At 63.5% G+C, this 18,741-nt stretch carries 15 protein-coding genes and 1 tRNA gene; 6 read left to right on the top strand and 10 right to left on the bottom strand.

Features of this window, described 5'->3' with window-relative positions; translation table 11 throughout:
- Nucleotides 1–3: 3 nt before the first annotated feature.
- The 4 genes from VFW04_02620 to VFW04_02605 all read left to right on the top strand — a co-directional run bounded on the left by VFW04_02620 (nt 4) and on the right by VFW04_02605 (nt 3,109).
- Complete coding sequence (locus VFW04_02620; protein ID HEX5178200.1) at nt 4–1,074, top strand: lysylphosphatidylglycerol synthase transmembrane domain-containing protein; 1,071 nt, start codon at nt 4–6, stop codon at nt 1,072–1,074.
- Nucleotides 1,071–1,943 (top strand): 4-(cytidine 5'-diphospho)-2-C-methyl-D-erythritol kinase, encoded by an 873-nt coding sequence (ispE, locus tag VFW04_02615; protein ID HEX5178199.1) that lies wholly within the window; start codon nt 1,071–1,073, stop codon nt 1,941–1,943. The genes VFW04_02620 and ispE overlap by 4 nt, the downstream gene beginning before the upstream one ends.
- Nucleotides 1,944–2,000: 57 nt before the next feature.
- Nucleotides 2,001–2,071: transfer RNA gene (locus VFW04_02610), tRNA-Gln, on the top strand.
- Nucleotides 2,072–2,299: 228 nt separating this feature from the next.
- On the top strand, nt 2,300–3,109 hold the full coding sequence (locus tag VFW04_02605; GenBank protein HEX5178198.1) for a hypothetical protein: 810 nt from the start codon (nt 2,300–2,302) through the stop codon (nt 3,107–3,109).
- A gap of 236 nt (nt 3,110–3,345) precedes the next feature.
- Here the strand turns inward: VFW04_02605 and VFW04_02600 are convergent, their stop codons facing one another.
- The 5 genes from VFW04_02600 to VFW04_02580 form a co-directional block, all read right to left on the bottom strand.
- A complete protein-coding gene (locus tag VFW04_02600; protein ID HEX5178197.1) occupies nt 3,346–3,615 on the bottom strand; it encodes a hypothetical protein in 270 nt (89 codons plus the stop codon).
- Nucleotides 3,608–4,723 (bottom strand): DnaB-like helicase C-terminal domain-containing protein, encoded by a 1,116-nt coding sequence (locus tag VFW04_02595; protein ID HEX5178196.1) that lies wholly within the window; start codon nt 4,721–4,723, stop codon nt 3,608–3,610. The genes VFW04_02600 and VFW04_02595 overlap by 8 nt, the downstream gene beginning before the upstream one ends.
- Nucleotides 4,720–5,640, bottom strand: coding sequence for a hypothetical protein (locus tag VFW04_02590; protein ID HEX5178195.1), 921 nt, complete (start codon nt 5,638–5,640; stop codon nt 4,720–4,722). The genes VFW04_02595 and VFW04_02590 overlap by 4 nt, the downstream gene beginning before the upstream one ends.
- On the bottom strand, nt 5,637–5,867 hold the full coding sequence (locus VFW04_02585) for a hypothetical protein (protein HEX5178194.1): 231 nt from the start codon (nt 5,865–5,867) through the stop codon (nt 5,637–5,639). The genes VFW04_02590 and VFW04_02585 overlap by 4 nt, the downstream gene beginning before the upstream one ends.
- A gap of 553 nt (nt 5,868–6,420) precedes the next feature.
- Complete coding sequence (locus VFW04_02580; GenBank protein HEX5178193.1) at nt 6,421–6,939, bottom strand: hypothetical protein; 519 nt, start codon at nt 6,937–6,939, stop codon at nt 6,421–6,423.
- A gap of 2,342 nt (nt 6,940–9,281) precedes the next feature.
- Between VFW04_02580 and VFW04_02575 the strand changes: the two genes are divergently transcribed.
- Nucleotides 9,282–11,726 (top strand): ABC transporter permease, encoded by a 2,445-nt coding sequence (locus VFW04_02575; protein ID HEX5178192.1) that lies wholly within the window; start codon nt 9,282–9,284, stop codon nt 11,724–11,726.
- Between the two features lie 287 nt (nt 11,727–12,013).
- Here VFW04_02575 and VFW04_02570 read toward each other — a convergent pair whose 3' ends face one another.
- From VFW04_02570 to VFW04_02560, 3 genes are all read right to left on the bottom strand, one after another.
- Nucleotides 12,014–12,322, bottom strand: a complete 309-nt coding sequence (locus VFW04_02570; protein HEX5178191.1) for a hypothetical protein — start codon at nt 12,320–12,322, stop codon at nt 12,014–12,016.
- 26 nt (nt 12,323–12,348) lie between these two features.
- On the bottom strand, nt 12,349–12,684 hold the full coding sequence (locus tag VFW04_02565; protein HEX5178190.1) for a capsid cement protein: 336 nt from the start codon (nt 12,682–12,684) through the stop codon (nt 12,349–12,351).
- An 853-nt stretch (nt 12,685–13,537) separates the two neighbouring features.
- Nucleotides 13,538–14,587 carry a hypothetical protein gene (locus tag VFW04_02560; protein HEX5178189.1) on the bottom strand — a complete coding sequence of 350 codons (1,050 nt, stop codon included), beginning with the start codon at nt 14,585–14,587 and terminating at the stop codon, nt 13,538–13,540.
- Between the two features lie 630 nt (nt 14,588–15,217).
- On the opposite strand from VFW04_02560, the gene VFW04_02555 reads away from it, so the two are divergent.
- Nucleotides 15,218–16,699: an oligosaccharide flippase family protein gene (locus tag VFW04_02555; GenBank protein ID HEX5178188.1), complete on the top strand. Its 1,482-nt coding sequence runs from the start codon at nt 15,218–15,220 to the stop codon at nt 16,697–16,699.
- Between the two features lie 7 nt (nt 16,700–16,706).
- On the opposite strand, the gene VFW04_02550 is transcribed toward VFW04_02555, so the two are convergent.
- A complete protein-coding gene (locus tag VFW04_02550; protein HEX5178187.1) occupies nt 16,707–17,594 on the bottom strand; it encodes a glycosyltransferase family A protein in 888 nt (295 codons plus the stop codon).
- Nucleotides 17,595–17,631: 37 nt separating this feature from the next.
- On the bottom strand, nt 17,632–18,612 hold the full coding sequence (locus VFW04_02545) for a hypothetical protein (GenBank protein HEX5178186.1): 981 nt from the start codon (nt 18,610–18,612) through the stop codon (nt 17,632–17,634).
- Nucleotides 18,613–18,741 lie beyond the last annotated feature (129 nt).

The raw sequence follows: 18,741 nt of genomic DNA, 5'->3' as shown, positions 1-18,741 counted from the left end.
CCGGTGAAAATCGGATGGCGGAACGTGCTCGGCATCCTGCTGAGCATCGGCTTGCTCTATTGGGCGTTCCACGCGGTGGACTTCGGCCGCGTCGTGGAGCATCTGCGGAACGCGAATCTCTGGTATTTCGCGGGCGCGACGATCGCCGGGACGGCGATTTTCCCGCTGCGGGCGCGGCGGTGGCGGCCGATTCTGGCGAGCGTGGCGCCGGATCTTCCGTTAGGCATCCTGTGGCGCGCGACCGCCATCGGCATGATGGTGAACAACGTCGTGCCGGCCCGCGCCGGCGAGCTCGCCCGCGCCTACGCCCTCACGCAGGAGACCCCGCGGGTCGGGTTCTCGTCGTCGCTTGCATCGCTGGCGGTCGACCGCGTGTTCGACGCGTTCGTGGTCCTGATTCTGATGCTGGCGGCGATGCTCGACCCGGCCTTTCCGCGGCAGCACCTGGTCGCCGGCAAGCCGGTGGTGACGTGGATGGTGGGCGGCGGCGTCCTCGTCGCGATCGCCGTCTTCGTGCTGTACTTGGTGGTGTTTTTCCCCGATCGCGTGATTCGATTGTTCGAGCTGTTTTCTCGCCGGGTGGCGCCGCGGCTCGAACGGCGCGGCGTGGAGGCGCTCGCCTCGTTCGCCTCCGGGTTAGGCGTGTTGCGGCACCCGTGGCGCTTTCTGGAAGTGCTGTTCTGGGCGGTGCTGCACTGGCTGGTGAACGGCCTCGCGTTCTGGTTGGCGTTCCAAGCGGTGGGCATCGCGGCGCCGTTCAGCGCCGCGCTCCTGGTGCAGGGCTTGATCGCGATCGGCGTGTCGGTGCCGAGTGCGCCGGGATTCTTCGGCGTGTTCGAGTACGTTGGCCAGCAAGGCCTCGGCTTGTACGGCGTGGACGCCGCGCGGGCGACCAGTTGGGCGGTGGGATTTCACGTCCTGACGTACATCCCGATCACGCTCATCGGCATCTATTATTTCGCCCGGTTAGGCCTGCACTTCCGCGACCTGTCGCGCGCCAATGACGGCGACACGGCGGACGCGACGCGCGGCGAGGAAACGCCGGGGGCGGCGGCCGGCGAGCGCGCCGGATGAGCACGGCGGCACGGCTCGTCGCGCACGCGAAACTGAACCTGCTGCTCCACGTGTTCGACCGGCGGCCCGATGGCTACCACGAGATCGGCACGTGGTACGTGCGCCTTGCGTTAGGCGACGACGTCATGGTGCGCGTGGCGCCGGGCGGACGAACCATCGATTGCCGGGGCGCCGACGTCGGTCCGCCGGAGCGGAATCTCGCGCTGCGCGCCGCCGACGCGTACGCCGGGGCCGCGCGGTGGCCCAAAGGGTTCGCGATCGAGATCGAGAAGCGGATCCCGGTCGGCGGCGGGTTGGGCGGCGGAAGCGCCGATGCGGCCGCGGTGCTCCGGGCGCTGGACGCGCTCGCGCCGGCGCCGTTGGGCACCGCGCGGCTCGCGGCGATCGGCGCGCGGTTGGGCAGCGACATCCCGTACCTCGTGTCGACGCACCCGGTCGCCTTCGCCACCGGCCGCGGCGAGCTCCTTAAACCGATGCCGTCGTTAGGCGAAGCGCACGTCGCGCTCGTCTGTCCGCCGTTCGGCGTCGCCACCGCCCATGCGTACGCCTGGCTCGACGCCGATCGGGCGGCCGGCTGGCAGCCAACGCTGGCCGGCTACGGCAATTTCAGGGGATGGACGTCGTTTCCGCGCGATCCGAGCAACGACCTCGAGTCACCGGTGAGCCGTCGGCATCCCGAGATCGCGCGATACATCCAGGGATTGCGCGACGCGGGCGCGCAGAGCGCGGGCATGTCGGGTTCCGGTTCGACCGTGTTCGGTGTGTTCGACTCGGCGCCCGATGCCGCGTCGCTCGAGCGCAGCGTGAACGCGCCGGTCGTGCTCACGCAGACGCTCGCGCGCATCGATGCGGTGCATGTGATCGACTGATGCGCGGCTTGCGCGCTTGAGTCGATCACAGCAGTCGTGTAGGTTAGAACGGTTTGCTGCCCCCTCGTCCAATGGCAGGACATCGGACTTTGGATCCGAGAATGGTGGTTCGAATCCACCGGGGGCAATCCCTGCGCCGCCTTTCCCTTCCCGCCTAACTGTCGTGTTCTCAATGCGTTACCGCGCTGCGAGCGCGACGACGGCGCAGCGCGATCGGCGACTGGTGCGGAAACTGTACCGGAGGCCGCCGCAGACGCCGCCGCGACCTGCTCGGTATTGGCGCGCGCTGCGCGGCGGATCTCCGTGGCCTTCGGCCGATACTTCGCGTAGTCGCGGAACATGGTGCTCACGTCGGCGTGGCCCAGGTTCTCGGCGATGAGCGTCGGATCGTCGCCCGCCTGCAAATGCCGGATCGTGAAAGTGTGGCGACACTTGTGCGGCGCGTACCCCTCGGGGATCGGCACATTCTTCGCCCTGAGCGCCGCGCACGTCTCGCGGAAGAGCTCGCGTGTGTGGTACTCGCCGAGAGTGAACAGCAGGCCCAACGGGTGCACGTTGGCGGTGTTCACGTACGCCAGAACCACCGGCCAGAACTCCGGATCGATCACCGCCTGTCGATCGCGATACACGTTCTTCGAGCCGTGCGCGAATACGATGCGCTCGTCGGTGTTCAGGATGTCAATCGGCCGCATGGCGCGGATCGCCGGCAGCTCGAGGCCGCCACCTTCCGCGAGCGCCGCGAGTGCCTTCATGCGTGCGTCGGGCATCGCGTGCACGAGCCGCAGTACGTCCTCGATGCGCGCGATGTGGGGTTGCTCGCGCTTCACGCGCTTGGCCTTGCTCACGGTGTCCATGAGGCCCGCCGGCACGAGCCGCGCCTCGGCCAGATAGGCAAAAATAGCGGTGAATACTTCGTGATGGCGCCGGCGATTCGAGTTGCTCCCGGGCAGCGCCTCGAGCACGCCCTTGATGTGCACCGAGTCCGCGACGACCGACCGCATCGCCGGCCGGACACTGCCCTGCTCATCGAGCGGGAAGAGCGCTTCCGACCACCGCGGATACTTCCGCACCGACTCGCCACGGTGGCGCTGGGCGATCGTCTCGCGCCACTTGGTCACCGCCGGCGCCAGGTCCACGTCGTCGAGCCGCGCGCGGAGTTGGTCTAACGTGCCCGCGATGAAGTGGTCGTAGAGCGCCGCCGCGGTGCACCGGCCCGCGAGCACGCCGTCGATGAGATCCCAGCGCCGTTGCCCTTTGTCGCCGAGCACGGTGAACATGGACTCGATCGCCTCGGCCGTCCCGCGATCGCGCACGCGGGTCGAGACGTGCACGTATGCGCCGTCGCGCGTGCGAATCGTGAACCAGAACCGAGAGGACCCGCCCCTGAGATAGACCATGTGGGTCAGCCTGCTCGCTTGAGTCGCCCAACCTTGTGGTGATCGCGCCAAGCCGCGAGCTCGTCGGGGTCGAACGCGATGATCGGCTTCGTGCCCTTCGTCCCTTCCTCGACGCGGGCGGGCGGATACACAATGCACGGAACGACGCGCCGCGCAACCCACCGCTCGAGCGTGCGCGGCGAGACCCCGAAGAACGACGCGGCGCGCGGAAGGTCCCACGCGTCGGGGCCGTTAGACGCGGGCTCGTGAGCGGTGAGAGGCGGCGCGTCAGGCACGTGCCACCGCCTGCCCGAGCGAAAGCCCGCCGCGATGCACGCGCAGCGTGTACGGCAGCGCTTCGCGCTCGACGATGCGGCCGTTCTGCCAAGTTAAGTTGATGCGCTGGCCCTCACGGCCGCCGTACGACCGTGACTTCATGAGGCTCACGCCCATCGTGTTCGGCTCGAGCGCGGTGTGCGGTTCGCGATCGCCGCGACGTGCCGCCGCGATGAGATCCTTCCATGCGTCGAGATCGTCCGGGCCGGCACCCTCCGGCGGTCCTAACAGAGGCCGAAAGAGTCCGAGCATGCCACTTGCGACCTGGCGCTTGTGCCCGCCGTTGAGCACGTGATTGTCCCGCAGGGGCGCGTACTTCGAGAGCTGGTCATGCGTCGCGCGGAGCGCCTCCTGGTTCGCTTGGGACATGGCGATGATCAGCAGGTTGTGCTGTTGCGCGAGTTCGAGCGCGGCGCGGTTCACGGCGACGCTTTCTTCGTAAAACGATTTGCGTTGCCCCTGTGCCGTCCCCAGATGGTCGATGTGATCGATCACGAGCGCGTCCGCCCCGAAGTCCTTGGCGGCCCAAACTGCCTTGCGGAGGGAATCGACGGTCACGTCGCCCGCCGCCCCAATGAGCACACGAGAGCAGAACGGCTCTCGAATCTGAGCGTACACCTGTTCGGCGACACGTTCTCCGAGCTCCTTCCCATCCTCGCGCGCGTGGAAATCGCCACTGAGAATCATCCCGGGGTCGATGCCTAACGACAGGCAAGCCAAGTACGTGCGGAAGGTTTTTGGCTTCTGCTCGAGAGGCAGCACCGCGATCTTTCGACGAGCATCCGCCCAACGGAGGGTGCTCGACGCGATGAAGACGCTCTTGCCCATGCCGGAGAAGCCGACGACGTAGTGCAGTTGCCCGGGCGCCATGCCACCGTAGAGCGCATCGAGCGCCGCCCATGGCCACCGCAGGTACGACTCAGGGTGTCGCTCAAGATCGATCACCGCGTCCGCGATCTGTTCCGTGGCGTCCGCGGCGGGGTCCGGATGCACGCCACCCCAGTGGCACTCCTGCATCGGCACGCGGCACGCCGTGCACCAGTCTTGGAGCTCCGTGTTCGCGGTCATGCGCACACCTTGGCCGGGCCAGCGCGCGTCACCTGCTCGCCGAGTGGTGTCAGCTCCCCGTGACGCGCGAGCGGGCCGGCGTACTGCGCGTGGCGTTGCGCGAAATCGGTCAGTTTCGCGAAGCGCTCGCTGCCAGTCGCTCGCATGGCATCGAGATAATTCGCAAGCCGCACGCCGATCTCTTCACTCGTGATGCCGGCGCGCTTCAACGGTGCGAGGGCGTGCGCCGCTTCGCCGAACGGGAACGAACCGGGGCCGTTCCGTTTCTCCCATGCCACCGCCGCCGGGGTGAGCCATGTGTCATGCGTCGGGGCAGTAGCAGCGGCGCGCCGTTGGGGTCGCCGCTTTGGACTTCGGTGCGATGACGAACTCTCCACTCCTCCACTCCACACCACACCATGGGGGCCCTGTGTGGGGCCCTGTGTGGGGCCCTCCGATAGGCCCTCCGATAGGCCCTCAGATGGGCCCTCCGATGGCGGGTTAGGCGAAGTCACTTCGCGCGTCTCTTTGAGCGCGGCGCCGTCGTTGAACCACTCCGAGTAAGTGGCCCGGAATTCCGCAACCAGCGGCGAGCGTGGAAGCCCAGCGATCACTCGGTGTACGTGGGCACGGTGGGTTGTGTTCGTTGGCGCGAAGCTCGGCTCAAAGCGAAAGCCGTTCTTCAGCCACAACAGGCGGCCGTCGCGCTTGAGCCATCCGATCGCCGTGAGTTCAGTCAAGGCACGCTCGACCTCGTCGCGCGCCAACCCAGTCTCGACCTCGAGCTGCTCGCCGAACAGGACCCCGATGCCGAGCGCGCCCAGCGCGAGTTTCAACGTGACGAACATGAGCCGCGCTGAAGGCGTCAGGCTCTGATAGTCCTGGTCGTCAAGCAGGACCCTATGGAGCGGCCGGTACTCGCCGCGGTGATTGCTCATTCGACGAGCCCCTGCGCACCGTGCCGCTCCACGCCGCTCGACCGAGCTCCGATGACCTCACCGGCCCAGGCGAATGGATCGACCGCCGTGCCGTCCGTAGCATCGGCGGCGAGCCGCTTCACCGCGGCTAACGCGGCGTGATCTGCCTCCGCCTGCGACATCGCCAACAGCCACGCGAGCCTGCCGCTGCAGTCGCCTCTTGATTCCCGCCCATTGCGCTCGTACATTGTTCGTTACCAAGTGAAGTTTTTCTGCGGCCACCCGGGCTCGACCGGGTGGTCGTTTTGCATCATCGCCGCCTCCGTTGTGGATCGTCGTCGTCTCTGCGTGCTGCCGGCCACCGCCCGCGAGCGGGGCCGCACTTGCGTTAGGCTGCTTGGTTCGCCCTGAACTCGCTCGCCTTGTACTCGTCGATTGATGTGGCCAGTACGAACCACCGGCCGAAGCGCAGCTCCCCGACGATCTTGCCCGATTCGATCCGCCGCCGCAGTCGCTCGCGCGAAATTCCAAGGCGCCTGCAACCGTCAACGGCGGGGAGCCATGCAGGACACTCGGCAACTTGAGAACTCATTTTGATCCGCCCTGTGGATTGTTCTGAACTTTCGGCACGCTCGACGTGGGTATATGAACATGAATCCCGAGGTGCTTCGCAAGGCCGCCAGCGCACGAGTTCCACGAAGTTTGTTGACTGCTCGGTCAGTGTTGTCACACGGTTAGGCATATTTATGCCTAGCGAAACATTCTTGAGGGGACTCTGTAGAGCGCTGCCGCGAGGCACTATCAGTTTGCGGCGTCGGTTAGCTCGGCGAGCTCGATCTGCACCAAGTTGTCATCGAGCGACCGACTCTTGATTCTTGAGAAGGCGAGCGGGACGGCGTCCAACGTGCAACCGAATGTGATCTCGGTATGGGCGGAGTAGCCGTTCAGCATCTCACGAAGTTCGCCGACGGTGATTCGGCTTGCTTTCTCTCGGTCGGTTTGCTTGACGCTACCCACCAGCTTCTCGACGACAAAGGGCGCGAGCTGCTGTACTTCCAACAATTCGGCCAGCGCGGCCTCCGGCATCTCCGCCCACTCGTACGGCGCCTCGATGAGCGTCTCAACGCCGTTGCCGACGCCGTCGTCGTCGCGCGTGCAACGCAGCAGAGCGAAAGAAGGTCTGATCTCCTCGACAACCCACTCGCACCTGTCACGCCCGGTAATCCGCCGCGTATTTGACTCGGTCATTCGTTGCAGCCCTCGGGGCACTTCCACCATCCGCGCGGATACCGCCCGCCGTGCAGAACCGGTGGCTGCCACGCGTGACCGCAGGAAAGGCAGCGGTACCAGGCGCTGCTGTTCTCTACGTTGAGGGCTTCGATGCCGGATTTCGCAAGCGCGCCGGGCGTCATGGTCCCGACACGGGAGCGCCTCACTGGGAATGCGCCGGTAACGCTGCAACTTATTTCGTCGGGGTCAAGCATCGCGCTCTGCTTGCGGTCAAAGGGTCCGGAACAGCTAGCCAATCAGCGCGTTAAGGGATCTGTGGGTTGGGCCGATGGTAAGGCAGGCGAAAGGGCGCAATCTGATGTGTCGGGTCGGAGGACTTGCGGTGAAATCAGGTCGATGCCTATGTTGTTAGGCGCGCTGCATCCCATCGCACATCACACTGCAACCCGTGCCGAAGTAATGTGCGATCAATTGCTAACGGCCACAGTTAGAACTCAATAGTTGCTCTCTAACTGAAGCAACATGACATCTTCTCCGCTTATTCCGCGATTCCGACTAAGGGACACCTCATCATACTGACCTTCCGGTCTAGGAGGCGCGACTATGAGTCCATGCCGTCTGGTACTCGCTTGCACGGTTTTTCTGGGCTGCGGATTTGCTGAGCTAGGCTGCCACGGACTGGGTGGAAGCGGCGTTAACCAGGCTCCAGCGCCCGTTCAAGCTTCCGTTTCATCTCGCGGTCCAAATTGGGTCATCTCGCTAGGGGCGTGTCGCGGTGACCTCAGCTCTAAGGAGCCTTGCCTCGGCGCGATTACTCTGCTTGCCGAGCTAGATAGCACACTAAGGTCGCAGGAGTCGAAGGAACTGCCTTCTCCGGCTCCCTTCGCAGAAGATTCCACGCTCGAGGGCCCCGACGCACTGTTGCGTGGCTTGACGGTGTCGCTGCGCCAACAGGACACGAGCTCAAACAAGTAACACCGTTGCCTCGTGCAACCTTTCGATGTCCGTCGGGGCGGTCGGTCATGTCATTGGCACGAAGGATTTCCCGCCGGGAGTTCCGGCAGATGTGCGTTCAGACCCCAAGAAAGGAGGGAGCATGAAACGCCTTGCAATTAACACGTTGGCCATCCTAACCATTGCGGCTGGCGGATCACTCTTTGTGATGACGCCGGCAGCGTCGGCGCAGGCGGGCGGAACGTGTCTCCACGATTGCTATTGCTGTAGCGGGCCCACATGTCATTGCTGTGGAGTATCTGGCGCCCAGTGCACTGCACAGGGTTGCGCTTGCAAGTAGAAAGGAAGTCATGAGCGCAACGGCGACGGACGTTCTTTGACGAGCGGCGCCGTTGCGTTTGCCCAGTTAGGCTTTCCAAGAAGGAAAGAAGAGTCGCTCACAATACCAGGCACTTTGGCGCGTTAATACTCTTCGCTCGACCCGTTTGCTGTCGCCCGCCACTTGAGGCGCGGCGAACGATGCCTTCAGTGCAAACGCGTTCTTGGGCTACACGCTCGGAACTGCAAAGCAGCAAGGTCGCCCACCTATGAAGGAATCAGGCTTTCTGATGACTCCACGAGAGGACCGATGAAACCGAATTTCATTTCCAACTTGCTGACCGGTACTCTCACTGTTTGTGCACTCTTCGTTACTGTTGCGGTCGCTCGGCGAGAGTTCTTCGCGACGGACACTGCGCCTACCATGCAACCGAAGCGCATCGACCATTGAGAAGGCCTCGCTTCGACGGGGCACTTGCAAGGTGCAGCAACGGCGCCCATCAAGGTTGTCGAGTTCTCGGATTTTCAGTGCCCATACTGTCGCGAGATGCACGGCATACTCCAGCAATTGCTTCAATCGCATCCTGGTCAGGTTGCAGTAGTCTATCGTCACTATCCGCTTTCAATACATCCCTTCGCGCGCGCCGCCGCAGCTGCGGCCGAGTGTGCAGGCCGCCAGGGAAAGTTTCAAGAATACGCGGATCTCCTGTTCAAAGAGCAGGACTCTATCGGGGTGACGAGCTGGCAGACATTTGCGCAGCGAGTCGGTGTTCCCGACACCGTAATGTTTCACACGTGTCAGTCCGAAAAGGACGTTCAGGATATTATCGCAACTGACCTCGCCGCCGGAGATCGGATAGGCATTACTGGTACTCCGACCATTGTTATCCGTAATGAAAGAGTAAGCGTGGTACTGCCTCTTGATTCACTTGAGAAGTGGGTCAGACGAGTCCAGGCTTCGGGAAAGTAGGCGGCCGATCCGAGTGAGCGCCCTGGGGCGCACGCTCGCTCGAGAACCTAAAGCCGCGATGAGGGGACGTTGCCGCTGGTGTGATTGCGCTTGGCTGAGACGGGTACAGCGTTAGGACAGCTCACCGCATGCGAGATGACCAAACGCCTATGATGACCAGCAAACAGAAGTGCGATCTGGGAGTCCGACGATGATGGGCGGGCTCTGGCGTGACACTCGAGTTGCGATTCGGTCGCTCTTCCGCAATCGAGGGCTGACGACAGTTATTGTCTTGTGCTTAGGTATTGGCATTGGCGCAAGCACCGGGATCGTGGCCGTCGTCAGCGCGGTAATCCTGCGAGTTCCTCCGTTAGTACGCGACCCATCCGGGTTATTTCGCGTACATGTGACTCGGCGAGCGGGGAACCTTCAGACCGAGGCGAGCGCCAGCCTATCCTACCCTGACTTTATCGACCTAAGTGCTACCCGGCACATCTTTGCTGACCTTGCAGCATTCGCCACCGTGGATCTGGACTTCGCTCGCGGGGAAGACGCTCGGCGATTGCACGGCATCTTGGTCACCGCAAGATACTTTTCTCTTCTCGGTGTTCACCCGGCGGTTGGACGCTTTTTCAGCGCTGAGGAGACAACTTCACGTGCGCTATCCAGAGTCGTTGTGCTCAGCCATGCATTCTGGCTACGTCAATTTCTCGGGGACAGCGCCGTAATCGGTAAGACAGTCACTTGTGCTGGCCTAGACTTCGTTGTGATCGGTGTGGCACCAGGCGACTTCGCGGGTGTCGATCCAGGGGCAGTAGACATTTGGGTACCGATGGCCGCGGCAAACGACGTGATGCCCGGGTTTCCCTGGCTCGAAGCGCGATTCGCGAGCTGGCTCGGCATTGTTGGGAGACTTTTCCCCGGCGTCAGCAAGTCCGCAGCCACCTTGGCTGCGTCAAGCGCCTTGGCTCAAGCAGCGCAGTCGGTGGAGGGCCTCGATAAGCATCCGTCCGTTCTTTTCGGGCCGCTTAGCATGATGTTGGGACCGGGCCGCGGCGCGGCGTCTACGGCGGTTCTTTGGCTAACGATTGCTGCAGGATTAGTCCTGCTCATCGCTCTCGCGAACGTAGGCATCCTCCTACTCGCCAGGGCGATGCAGCGTCGTCGCGAGATAGCCATCCGTGTGTGTCTCGGCATAACAAAGTGGGCCCTGATACGCCAACTGGTTGTCGAGAGCGTCTTTCTGACGGTCTTTGGCGGAACGGTGGGTGTCGCGATAGCCTATCTCACGATCCGAGCGCCCCTTTTTCCGTCCGGTTTCCCACGAACCACAATTTCTCTCGATCAACGAGCACTTGGATTCGCAACCTTTGTTTCTGTTTTCACTGGAGTACTCTTTGGCCTGATCCCAGCAGTCATCTGGCTCCGAAAGGAAATCACGGCGGACCTAAAGATCGGTGGGAACCAGTCCGGCAGGAACTATTCGCGCCAGCAGGATCGGCTTGTTGCTTTCCAGGTCGCCCTGATGGTCATACTCCTAACGAATGCCGCTTTGTTGATGCGCTCGCTCCGCAACCTTCAGTCGGTTGATCCCGGCATTGAGATCAATCGCCTGTTACTTGCGTCGGTTGATCTTGAGCGCGCCGGGTATAGTGCCGCAGCGCAGGAAGCGTTCTATTCTCGCGCACTCGATCGACTCCGGCACCTGCCAGGAGTGCAAGCGGCAAGCGTCGCACTGAGCGTGCCGTTTCGCGACGTACAGGCGACCACCGTGCGGGCCGTCGGAAGCGACCAACCACGCCAGCCGCCGATCGGTCCGTATCTAAACTATGTCGGCGCAGATTACTTCACGACAGTCGGCACGAGAGTACTCAGTGGACGGTCGTTTACGGCGACAGACTTCCGCGACGACGGAAGCGCGGTCGTGATTAACAAAGCTATGGCAGACCTCTGGCCTAACCAATCCGCTGTAGGCAAGTGCATCAGCGTCGGACCGCAGCAGAAGGTAGGACAGTGTACCCGTGTTATAGCCGTCGTAGAGACTGGCAAGTACCTGCAGCTCCAGGAAGCGCCCATTCCCTTCATTTTTCTACCGTTGAAAGACGACAGCGTGCAGGGTATTCCGACTCTATTTGTGAGAGTCGTCGGTAACCCGAGCGCATCCGTGGAATATTTAAGACGGCAAGTCGCAGCGCTTGCGCCTAACCTGCCTTTCGTCGATGTCGAAACCGTTGAGTCTATCGTCGCCCCGCAACTGCGCGATAACCGGGCGGCTGCCACATTCTTGTCGTTGTTCGCCGGAATGGCGATCATCTTAGCTGCCGTCGGGCTGTACGGTACTGTCAGTTACCGGATGACAAAACGAAGGCGCGACATTGGGATTCGTCTCGCCGTCGGGGCTCAATCCTCGCGGATTGTCAAGCTGATTGTTTTCCATGAACTGCGGCTAGCCGCCGTGGGATTTCTGGTCGGCGTTTGTTGTGCACTCGCCACCAGTTGGTTCCTACGGAGTCTCTTATATGGCCTGACTCCGCTGGATTCTGGCACCTACGGCATAGTATCGGTTGTCGTGTTTGTTGTGGTCGTGACAGCCTGCTACGTGCCGGCGCGCCGCGTGGGATTGGTGAACCCAGCCACAGCTTTGCGTGCTGAATAGCACGCCATTATCGTGCGGCCGAGAGCGCGCCTCATCGGTGTGCGGATCGGGGTCCCGAAGGATCGAGGGAAGGCCCCGAACGATCGTCGCTGGCGCCGCCGACGTTGATGCAAGGCCTGGCGATGAGCGCGATCTCGGCCCATTCGATGTTTGTTTCGGCAGAGGCCAGCCCCTCGAGCGGCAACCAGTCGTTCCCGCCATTGGGCGCCTGGCGAACCTTGCTTCGGCGCCGACGATCGTTCGGGCTCGAACTCGCGACGCTGTCTTGTCGTTCGGTGTGTTCTTGTTCATCGCCGTGCTGCCGGTGACGGTTTCTCGGTCGTCTCGCGCGCGCGGACGAGCGCGACGGCGCGCTCAATGTCGGCCGCGTCCGGATTGAGCCACCTGCGGCCGAATTCGCTGTACGTCGAATAGCCGGACAGCACCGGCGTGGCCTCGCCGGTGATGATGCCCTCGCGCTCGCAGTCGCCACGATACAGGCGCCAAGATCCGACATCGCGGTCGATGCGCGCGAGGATGAGGTTGGCCGCTTTGACCACCTCGGAATGTTCGATCGGCCAGGCGACTCGGCTGGTATCGCGGACTTCGTAACTCATGGCTCACCTCGGTTTGGGTTAAGTGCCTACCGTCCGGACAACAGAACCACCCACTTGACCTGACCCGCTGCGGTCGCCGCTTCCAGCGCGCGGGCCACCTTCGCGCCGCTCGCCCACGTGATCGCCCGTCCGGTCCCATCACTTTGCAGCGTGGCACCCACCGAAAACGCAGCGCCCGCCTCGACCTGAACCGGGAGGCCCGGCACTGCGAGCAAGCCGACGCCCTGGGCTTGCGGTCCGGGATCGGGTGAGCCGCCGGGGTCGGCCAAGGCCAACGTCACCACTTCCGCGTCCGCACCGCTCGAGCAGAGCCCCGCGGTCGGCGGCGCCCCGCTCCATCGGGCGAACCGGCTTGACGTCACGCCAGACCCGAGGTCGATCACGGCCGGGTAGCCAAACAGTCCTGATTCCAAGTCATGCGCTATCTCCTGTATGCGCGCGAGCCGCGCGAGATGTCGGCGCCGCGACGAAACCGGTGCGCGGTGCGCGTGGCTGACGCGCAGCGAGGCGATCCGCGCTCAGCGCGGGGCAATCGTCCCGCTGCATCAATCGGTTTCCTCGACTGGTGCGGGAACTGGTGCGGGAGGGTGCGTATTTCGGTCCGGACCGATGGCGTCCGATGTACGCTTATGGTCAGATTGCGCGAGTTGAGGGCCTAACGCGGTGGGTGCTTGGTGGTTCGAATCCACCGGGGGCAATCTTGCGGCGCTCTCGCCGAAATTCCCGGCCTTGAACGACACACGCCGTCGCTATTCAGAAACGTGCAGGTCGGAGCGACGCCACCATATTTGAGCCACACAACTAGCGCCTGGAGCCCAGCTCAAGAGCAGCGGCGCCCGTACCGGATTCGGGCGGCGCATGCGCTGCCGGATGCGCTCCAGCGTTCATGGTTCTGATTTCCCTGAATCCTTCCTGATCAGGCGGCGCCCTCGGTCCGGACGTCCCTTGCCGTTGGCTGCCATGATGGAATCATACTGCGCTTGCGTTAGAACAACGGTTCGAAGCGGCGGGGGCGGCGCAACACCAGCACGAGGGGGACGTGGCGGCGGCGGGGCGCTATCGGATGTGTCGGCGTGGCTGGTGTGCGCCCGGCTACACGCGGTGAGCAGCAGCAGCAACGCGGCGGGCAATGTTCCGCTTTTCATTGGTGCACGGTTACCCGGGCATCTTGCGCGACCAACCCGGCCCGACGCCGAGCAGCGCGCAACCCATCTGTCATCGCAAAATTTGACGTAACAGGCGGAGCCATTGGGGAGTGGAGTCTGTCTCGGCGAGCCCGCGTCCAACTTTGTTCGCGAGCGCTCGCGCCGTCTCGGGTAAGATGAATGAGGCGAACAGAATGCTGCCGGACGCTTGGCGCAGCGTGAAGATGCGAGCTTCATCTCCGCCGATGCGCAGGACAGGCCGCGGGAGCGAGAGACTCCGGAGGTATTGTCCGGCGTCCATGCCGTACAGGTCGATGACGGTACCGGCGTCCGACAACACCGCGACGCCGCCGGGAAACATCGTGACGTCTTCAGCGAACACCGGCCTGACCGTGCGATGCGTAAGCCAGGCGAGGAGCCGCCGAGGCCGGCTTGGAGTGGCGGATGCCCAATGCAGCGGCCACTCCGAGTGAATCGTCGAATCGACGAGCGTTGCAACGCTGCGCCAGTTAGGCGCCCAGAGTACGCAACCCGAGCCCATCGCGCCGCCGAATCGAGTGGCGGTCCACACCGGGGGGGGAAGCGAATCTCGCGGCGCTGCCACCAGTGGAACCGCTGGCGGTGACAAAGCCGAGATTCGCCTAACGAATACGGTATCAGGATGGCGCGCCTCGACGAACGTGATCGTTCGTGCATCGATGGCGCAAGCGGATTGGACGACAGGCAGCGAGTCGAGCACTGCCACGAGGACGCGTTGGCCGGAGATCGTGCTCGTCTTGACGGTCGCCGTGCTCGCGTCCAGATAGAGCGGTATTCCATCCGGCGTGACACCGACCACGTCGGTGGGACTATCAATGGGCAGCAGCCCGGACGCCCCGGGCTTCGCCCAACTCGTGAGGCCACCGGTCACGATTCGAGGATCGGAGTACTCGAACTGATAGATGGCCCGCGGATTTCGCTGCACAACCGTCGTGATGTTGCCGCCTGAGCCAAAGCCGATGGCCTCGAGCCGCTGGCCGTGCGCGAGGTATCGGTTGAGTTGCCACTCGGGCACTTCCCCGTTCGAGTACTTCGCTCGAACCAACTCGAGCCGAGGTGCTAACGTCGGGCGAGCGGCCATGATGCCATGCTCGGATACGAATGTCGGCGCAGCCGCCTAACCGCAGCGATGATTACCTCTTGCCGTAAGCGGTTCAGAAATTACGTCAGGCGGCGACCGTTTTACGGTCAATACAAGCGCCCGTCAAGAATTGGTCAAACTTGGCCAGGCACCGGGCAGAGGAGGCGGACGCGATCATGTCCGGCGTCGCCGCCTAACGCGGAAACATGTGCGGGTGTCCCGTCGTCAGACTGACGCGTGCGCGCGAGTCTCACCCGAGCGCGTCGCCGTTGATGCCAGGTCGATTTCGCCGACCGCCACACGGAGGCCGCCGAGTGCCGGCAAGGAACGCGTCATGTCGCGGCCCGGCGAGAACAGGGGCCGCCTGTGACGGACATGACCGGCATGGTCCGGCGGGCGATCGGCGTGCAGCTTGCCGTGTCCCCGAAGCGGCCGCCGAATTGCGAGTATGGCGGCGCGCCGCGGTCCGGCACGGCGCGTGAACGATGTCCGGAACTCACTTCCCACTGCTGGAATGCAGAAAGAGACCGTTGAACATGCCCAAACGCCGACGCGCGCACGGGCATCACTGGAGACATTGTGGCGAGCCTTCGTAGAGTCGTAAGCGGGGTGTTTGGCAACTGGGCCGCCATGGCGACCAGCCTGCTCGTCGGGTTCTTCCTCGCGCCTTTCCTCGTATCTCGGCTCGGAAGCGAAGAGTACGGCGTCTGGGTCATTGTCGGCTCCCTCGCATCCTACATGGGATTGCTCGACTTCGGCCTGCGAAGCGCGGTCACCCGCTTCGTCGCTCGCGACTTCGTGCGCGGGGACCACGAGGACTCCGCTCGCGTGGTATCCACCGCGCTCGCCAGCCGAATGATTTTTGGGCTGCTCGCGCTGGTCATAGCCGGCAATGCGGCATGGCTGGCGCCGCGGCTCATGCACCTTCCGACGGCCACAGTGTCGGCCGCGCGCATCGCCATTGCACTCCTCGGAATCAATGTCGCAGTCAGCCTCTCGCTCGGCGTCTTCGGAGGAGTGCTGACTGCGCTCCATCGCTTTGACCTCGTCGCCGGCGTCACGATTGGTCAAAGCATTGTTCGGGCGGTATCCGCTGTCCTGGTTGTGCTGGGCGGATTTGGTATCGTCGGCCTTGCCACGACCGAACTCACGACGGGCGTTCTCGCTGGCTGTGCGCAGCTGCTCCTGTGCCGAAAGGAGTACCGGCACCTGCGCATTTCCTTTCGACTGGTGGATCGCGAAATCCTCCGACAGTTCTGGAACTACAGCTCGTGGATTGTGGTGATTCAGGTCGGGCAGCAAATGATCTACTTCACCGACAATCTGGTCGTGGGCGCAGTGCTGTCGGCGACAGCTGTCACCTTCTACGCGATCGGCGGAAGTCTGACCAACTATGTGCGCGGCATCGTCTCCGCGCTGACCAGCACATTCTCTCCGTTGGCAAGCAGTCTCGAGGCGGCGGGCGACAGGCACGGCCTCCGCCAGCTGCTGATCGAAGGGACTCGGATGACCTTCGTGATCGGGTTGCCGATCCAGATCGCGTTGTTTTTGCGCGGCCACACGTTCATCCGGGTATGGATGGGACCGCGCTATGCCTTGACCTCAGGTACTGTGGTCATGGTGCTGCTGACCGCGCTGTTCGCCCGCAATGCGAGTCATACGGCGGGCGGTGTGATGATCGGCATCGCCAAGCACAGGATCGGCGCGATCTGGACGATTGCGGAAGGCATCGCCAATTTCGCGCTTTCCGTGTTTCTTGCCCGGCGAATCGGCGTGGTGGGGGTAGCGTGGGGAACCGCGATTCCCAGCTTGTTTTTCTCCCTCTTCCTTCGCCCACAGTACGTCTGCCGGCTCGTGGACCTGCCGCTCAGAACGTTCGTGTGGCAGAGCTGTTTGCGACCGACGCTTGCTGCCCTGCCGTATGCGGCGGCCTGCTACGCTTGCGAACGATGGTGGACGGTGGAGCACATGAGCTCATTCCTGTTGCAAATCGCGGTCGCGTTGCCGATGTACGCGACCGGCGTGGCGCTGGTCTTCCGTCGCGAGATCCAGTCCACGGTGTTGCCGCGACTGCGCCGCCGATTCCTCGCCGCCTCCGCGGTCCAGAACTGACTTTGCGCTACGCCGGCGGCCGATCGGTGGGCCAGCCGGGTAAGAGTCTTCTCGAGTAGGCGAGACGGCCCGTCCACCCCGGCACGAGAAGGCTCAGCATGTGATGACGAAGTGCAAGCGCGCGCTGGCCGCGCGCCAAGTACACGTCGGCGAGTGCGTGATGCGCGTGGCCGATCTTGGCCGCGAGCGCAGCCTTCACATCCGACGGCAACTCCAGGTCTCTGATTTGCCGCAAGGCACCGACTTCCGCCTCAGAGTACCCGAGCGACCTGGAGAGCGACTGCGGCGACTCGTGAACGCGAAAGGTCGGTACATCGATGAACTCGATCCTCCGCGTCATCGCGAGCTTGAATGCGAGAAAGGTCCATTCGTAGTATCGCGTGACGCCGTCAAAGTAGGAAACGGGCACCCGGCTCGCGCGGAACAAGGCACCGCACGACGCCAGCCAGTTTTGAGCGAGGAGCGCGCGCAGCGGATCTTGCGCCGCGACGCCGAGATGTTTGACGCGCAGGCGATCGGTCCCCGCCCTGTGTTCGTAACCGTTCGTAACGACGACATCGACATCTGGTCGGCTTTCCATCGCCGCACAGCGCAACGCCAGCGCATCGGGGAGATATTCGTCGTCGTCGTCGAGGAAACCATAGTACTCGGTGGCCAGGCGCGAAACGCCGTGGCGCAACGCGTTAGGCAGACTGGCTTCCATCTGGTACTCGACGGTGACCCCGGGTATGGCAGCGATCTCGCGCATGAGCGCCGGGTTGGATCGGTTCCCATTGGCGACGATGAGAACGCGAGGCACGACACCCCGCTGCTCGAGCAAGCTCTCCATCGCGCGCCGCAACGTCGCCGCACGCATTTCTTCGCAAGTGCTTGGGATGATGATCGTGACGTTCATGCGTTCACGCTGCGCGCGGGCCTGCGCCGATGTGCGCTCACGACCATGGGACACCCTGAAGCCGGTGCATCGTCCGCTGCACCTTCCAGCTGCGCGCGATGCGTCCGATGAACGGGAGGCCGACAGCGGCGGTCCGTGCCCTCAGCGAATCTTTCGCCTTTGGCTCCCAGTCGAGCCAGCGCACACCTCGGGACCGAAGCGAGTATTCCCAGATACTGCGATTCTTGTGATAGCTCCCGCCGAGCAGCGTGGTCGGCTTACCGAGCACCGTGCCTGCCATCGAGCTGTGCGTGCGATTCGTGACGATGCTTCGCGCAAGAGCATGGATCCGTATCCAATGATCGAAGCTTCGGGCGTACATCGCCGGGTCGAGCCGGACGCCGCGGAACTGCCGCGGGTCGGCATTTGATGGGGCTTCGTCGTCTTCCCGCAGCGCGAAAAGTGTGTAGCGCGAACCCATCCGCTGCCCTGCCAAAGCCTCTTGCGGGGTCAAGTGCAGTGCCGTGTCGTGGTCGAGTCGCAGATGGATGCCCGACGGAAGCCTGCCCGCCAGGCTCCGGAGGCTGGTCCGCTCTCTCACGTAGACCACGATCTCGCACGCGCTTGCCCGTTCGAGCGCGGGCACGATAGCCTCGTCCACATATCCGTCCGTATCGTCCACCGTCATGGGGCCATTGATCACCGGGCCCCGATAGTGAGTCACGGCATGCGCGAGCGCGCGCAACGCTTTCCCGCTGCACCAGCGATTGAAGCCACCGCCGCCGTGGATGTAAATCGCCCTATCGGGATCGGCGGCAGTTGCAACGAATTGATCGACCGTAAGCGTGCGCCACGTGAGCCCGAGACGCTTCGCGAGCGCTTCGGCACCGCGATAGATCAAGTCGTCGCCCCAGTTGCCCGTAGGCTCGACAAACATGAATTCGCGGTCACCATAGCGGGTGAGGCCATCGCTCAGCGATTGCTCGTAGCCGCCGGGTGTGTTAGGAACGCCCAACGTTCCATTATCTGCCGTTGGCATCAATGCGTCCACAGTGACCCATTATTCTTGGCTCGCTCGGTGCGTCCGGGCGCATGAATGGTGGAGACCGGCCCCCTGATTCAAGCGCCACGGTCGGAATGAAATCTCCCCGTGGTCCTCAGGTACGAC

Source organism: Gemmatimonadaceae bacterium (genome assembly GCA_036273715.1).
In the GTDB taxonomy this organism is placed as follows: domain Bacteria; phylum Gemmatimonadota; class Gemmatimonadetes; order Gemmatimonadales; family Gemmatimonadaceae; genus JADGGM01.
This window is presented reverse-complemented; position numbering and strand designations above follow the sequence as displayed.

Coding starts and splice junctions, on each gene's coding strand:
- ispE (HEX5178199.1), top strand. CDS start 1,071: ATGAGCACGGCGGCACGGCTCGTCGCGCACGCGAAACTGAACCTGCTG.
- VFW04_02595 (HEX5178196.1), bottom strand. CDS start 4,723: ATGACCGCGAACACGGAGCTCCAAGACTGGTGCACGGCGTGCCGCGTG.
- VFW04_02590 (HEX5178195.1), bottom strand. CDS start 5,640: ATGAGCAATCACCGCGGCGAGTACCGGCCGCTCCATAGGGTCCTGCTT.
- VFW04_02585 (HEX5178194.1), bottom strand. CDS start 5,867: ATGTACGAGCGCAATGGGCGGGAATCAAGAGGCGACTGCAGCGGCAGG.
- VFW04_02575 (HEX5178192.1), top strand. CDS start 9,282: ATGATGGGCGGGCTCTGGCGTGACACTCGAGTTGCGATTCGGTCGCTC.
- VFW04_02570 (HEX5178191.1), bottom strand. CDS start 12,322: ATGAGTTACGAAGTCCGCGATACCAGCCGAGTCGCCTGGCCGATCGAA.
- VFW04_02560 (HEX5178189.1), bottom strand. CDS start 14,587: ATGGCCGCTCGCCCGACGTTAGCACCTCGGCTCGAGTTGGTTCGAGCG.
- VFW04_02555 (HEX5178188.1), top strand. CDS start 15,218: ATGGCGACCAGCCTGCTCGTCGGGTTCTTCCTCGCGCCTTTCCTCGTA.
- VFW04_02550 (HEX5178187.1), bottom strand. CDS start 17,594: ATGAACGTCACGATCATCATCCCAAGCACTTGCGAAGAAATGCGTGCG.
- VFW04_02545 (HEX5178186.1), bottom strand. CDS start 18,612: ATGCCAACGGCAGATAATGGAACGTTGGGCGTTCCTAACACACCCGGC.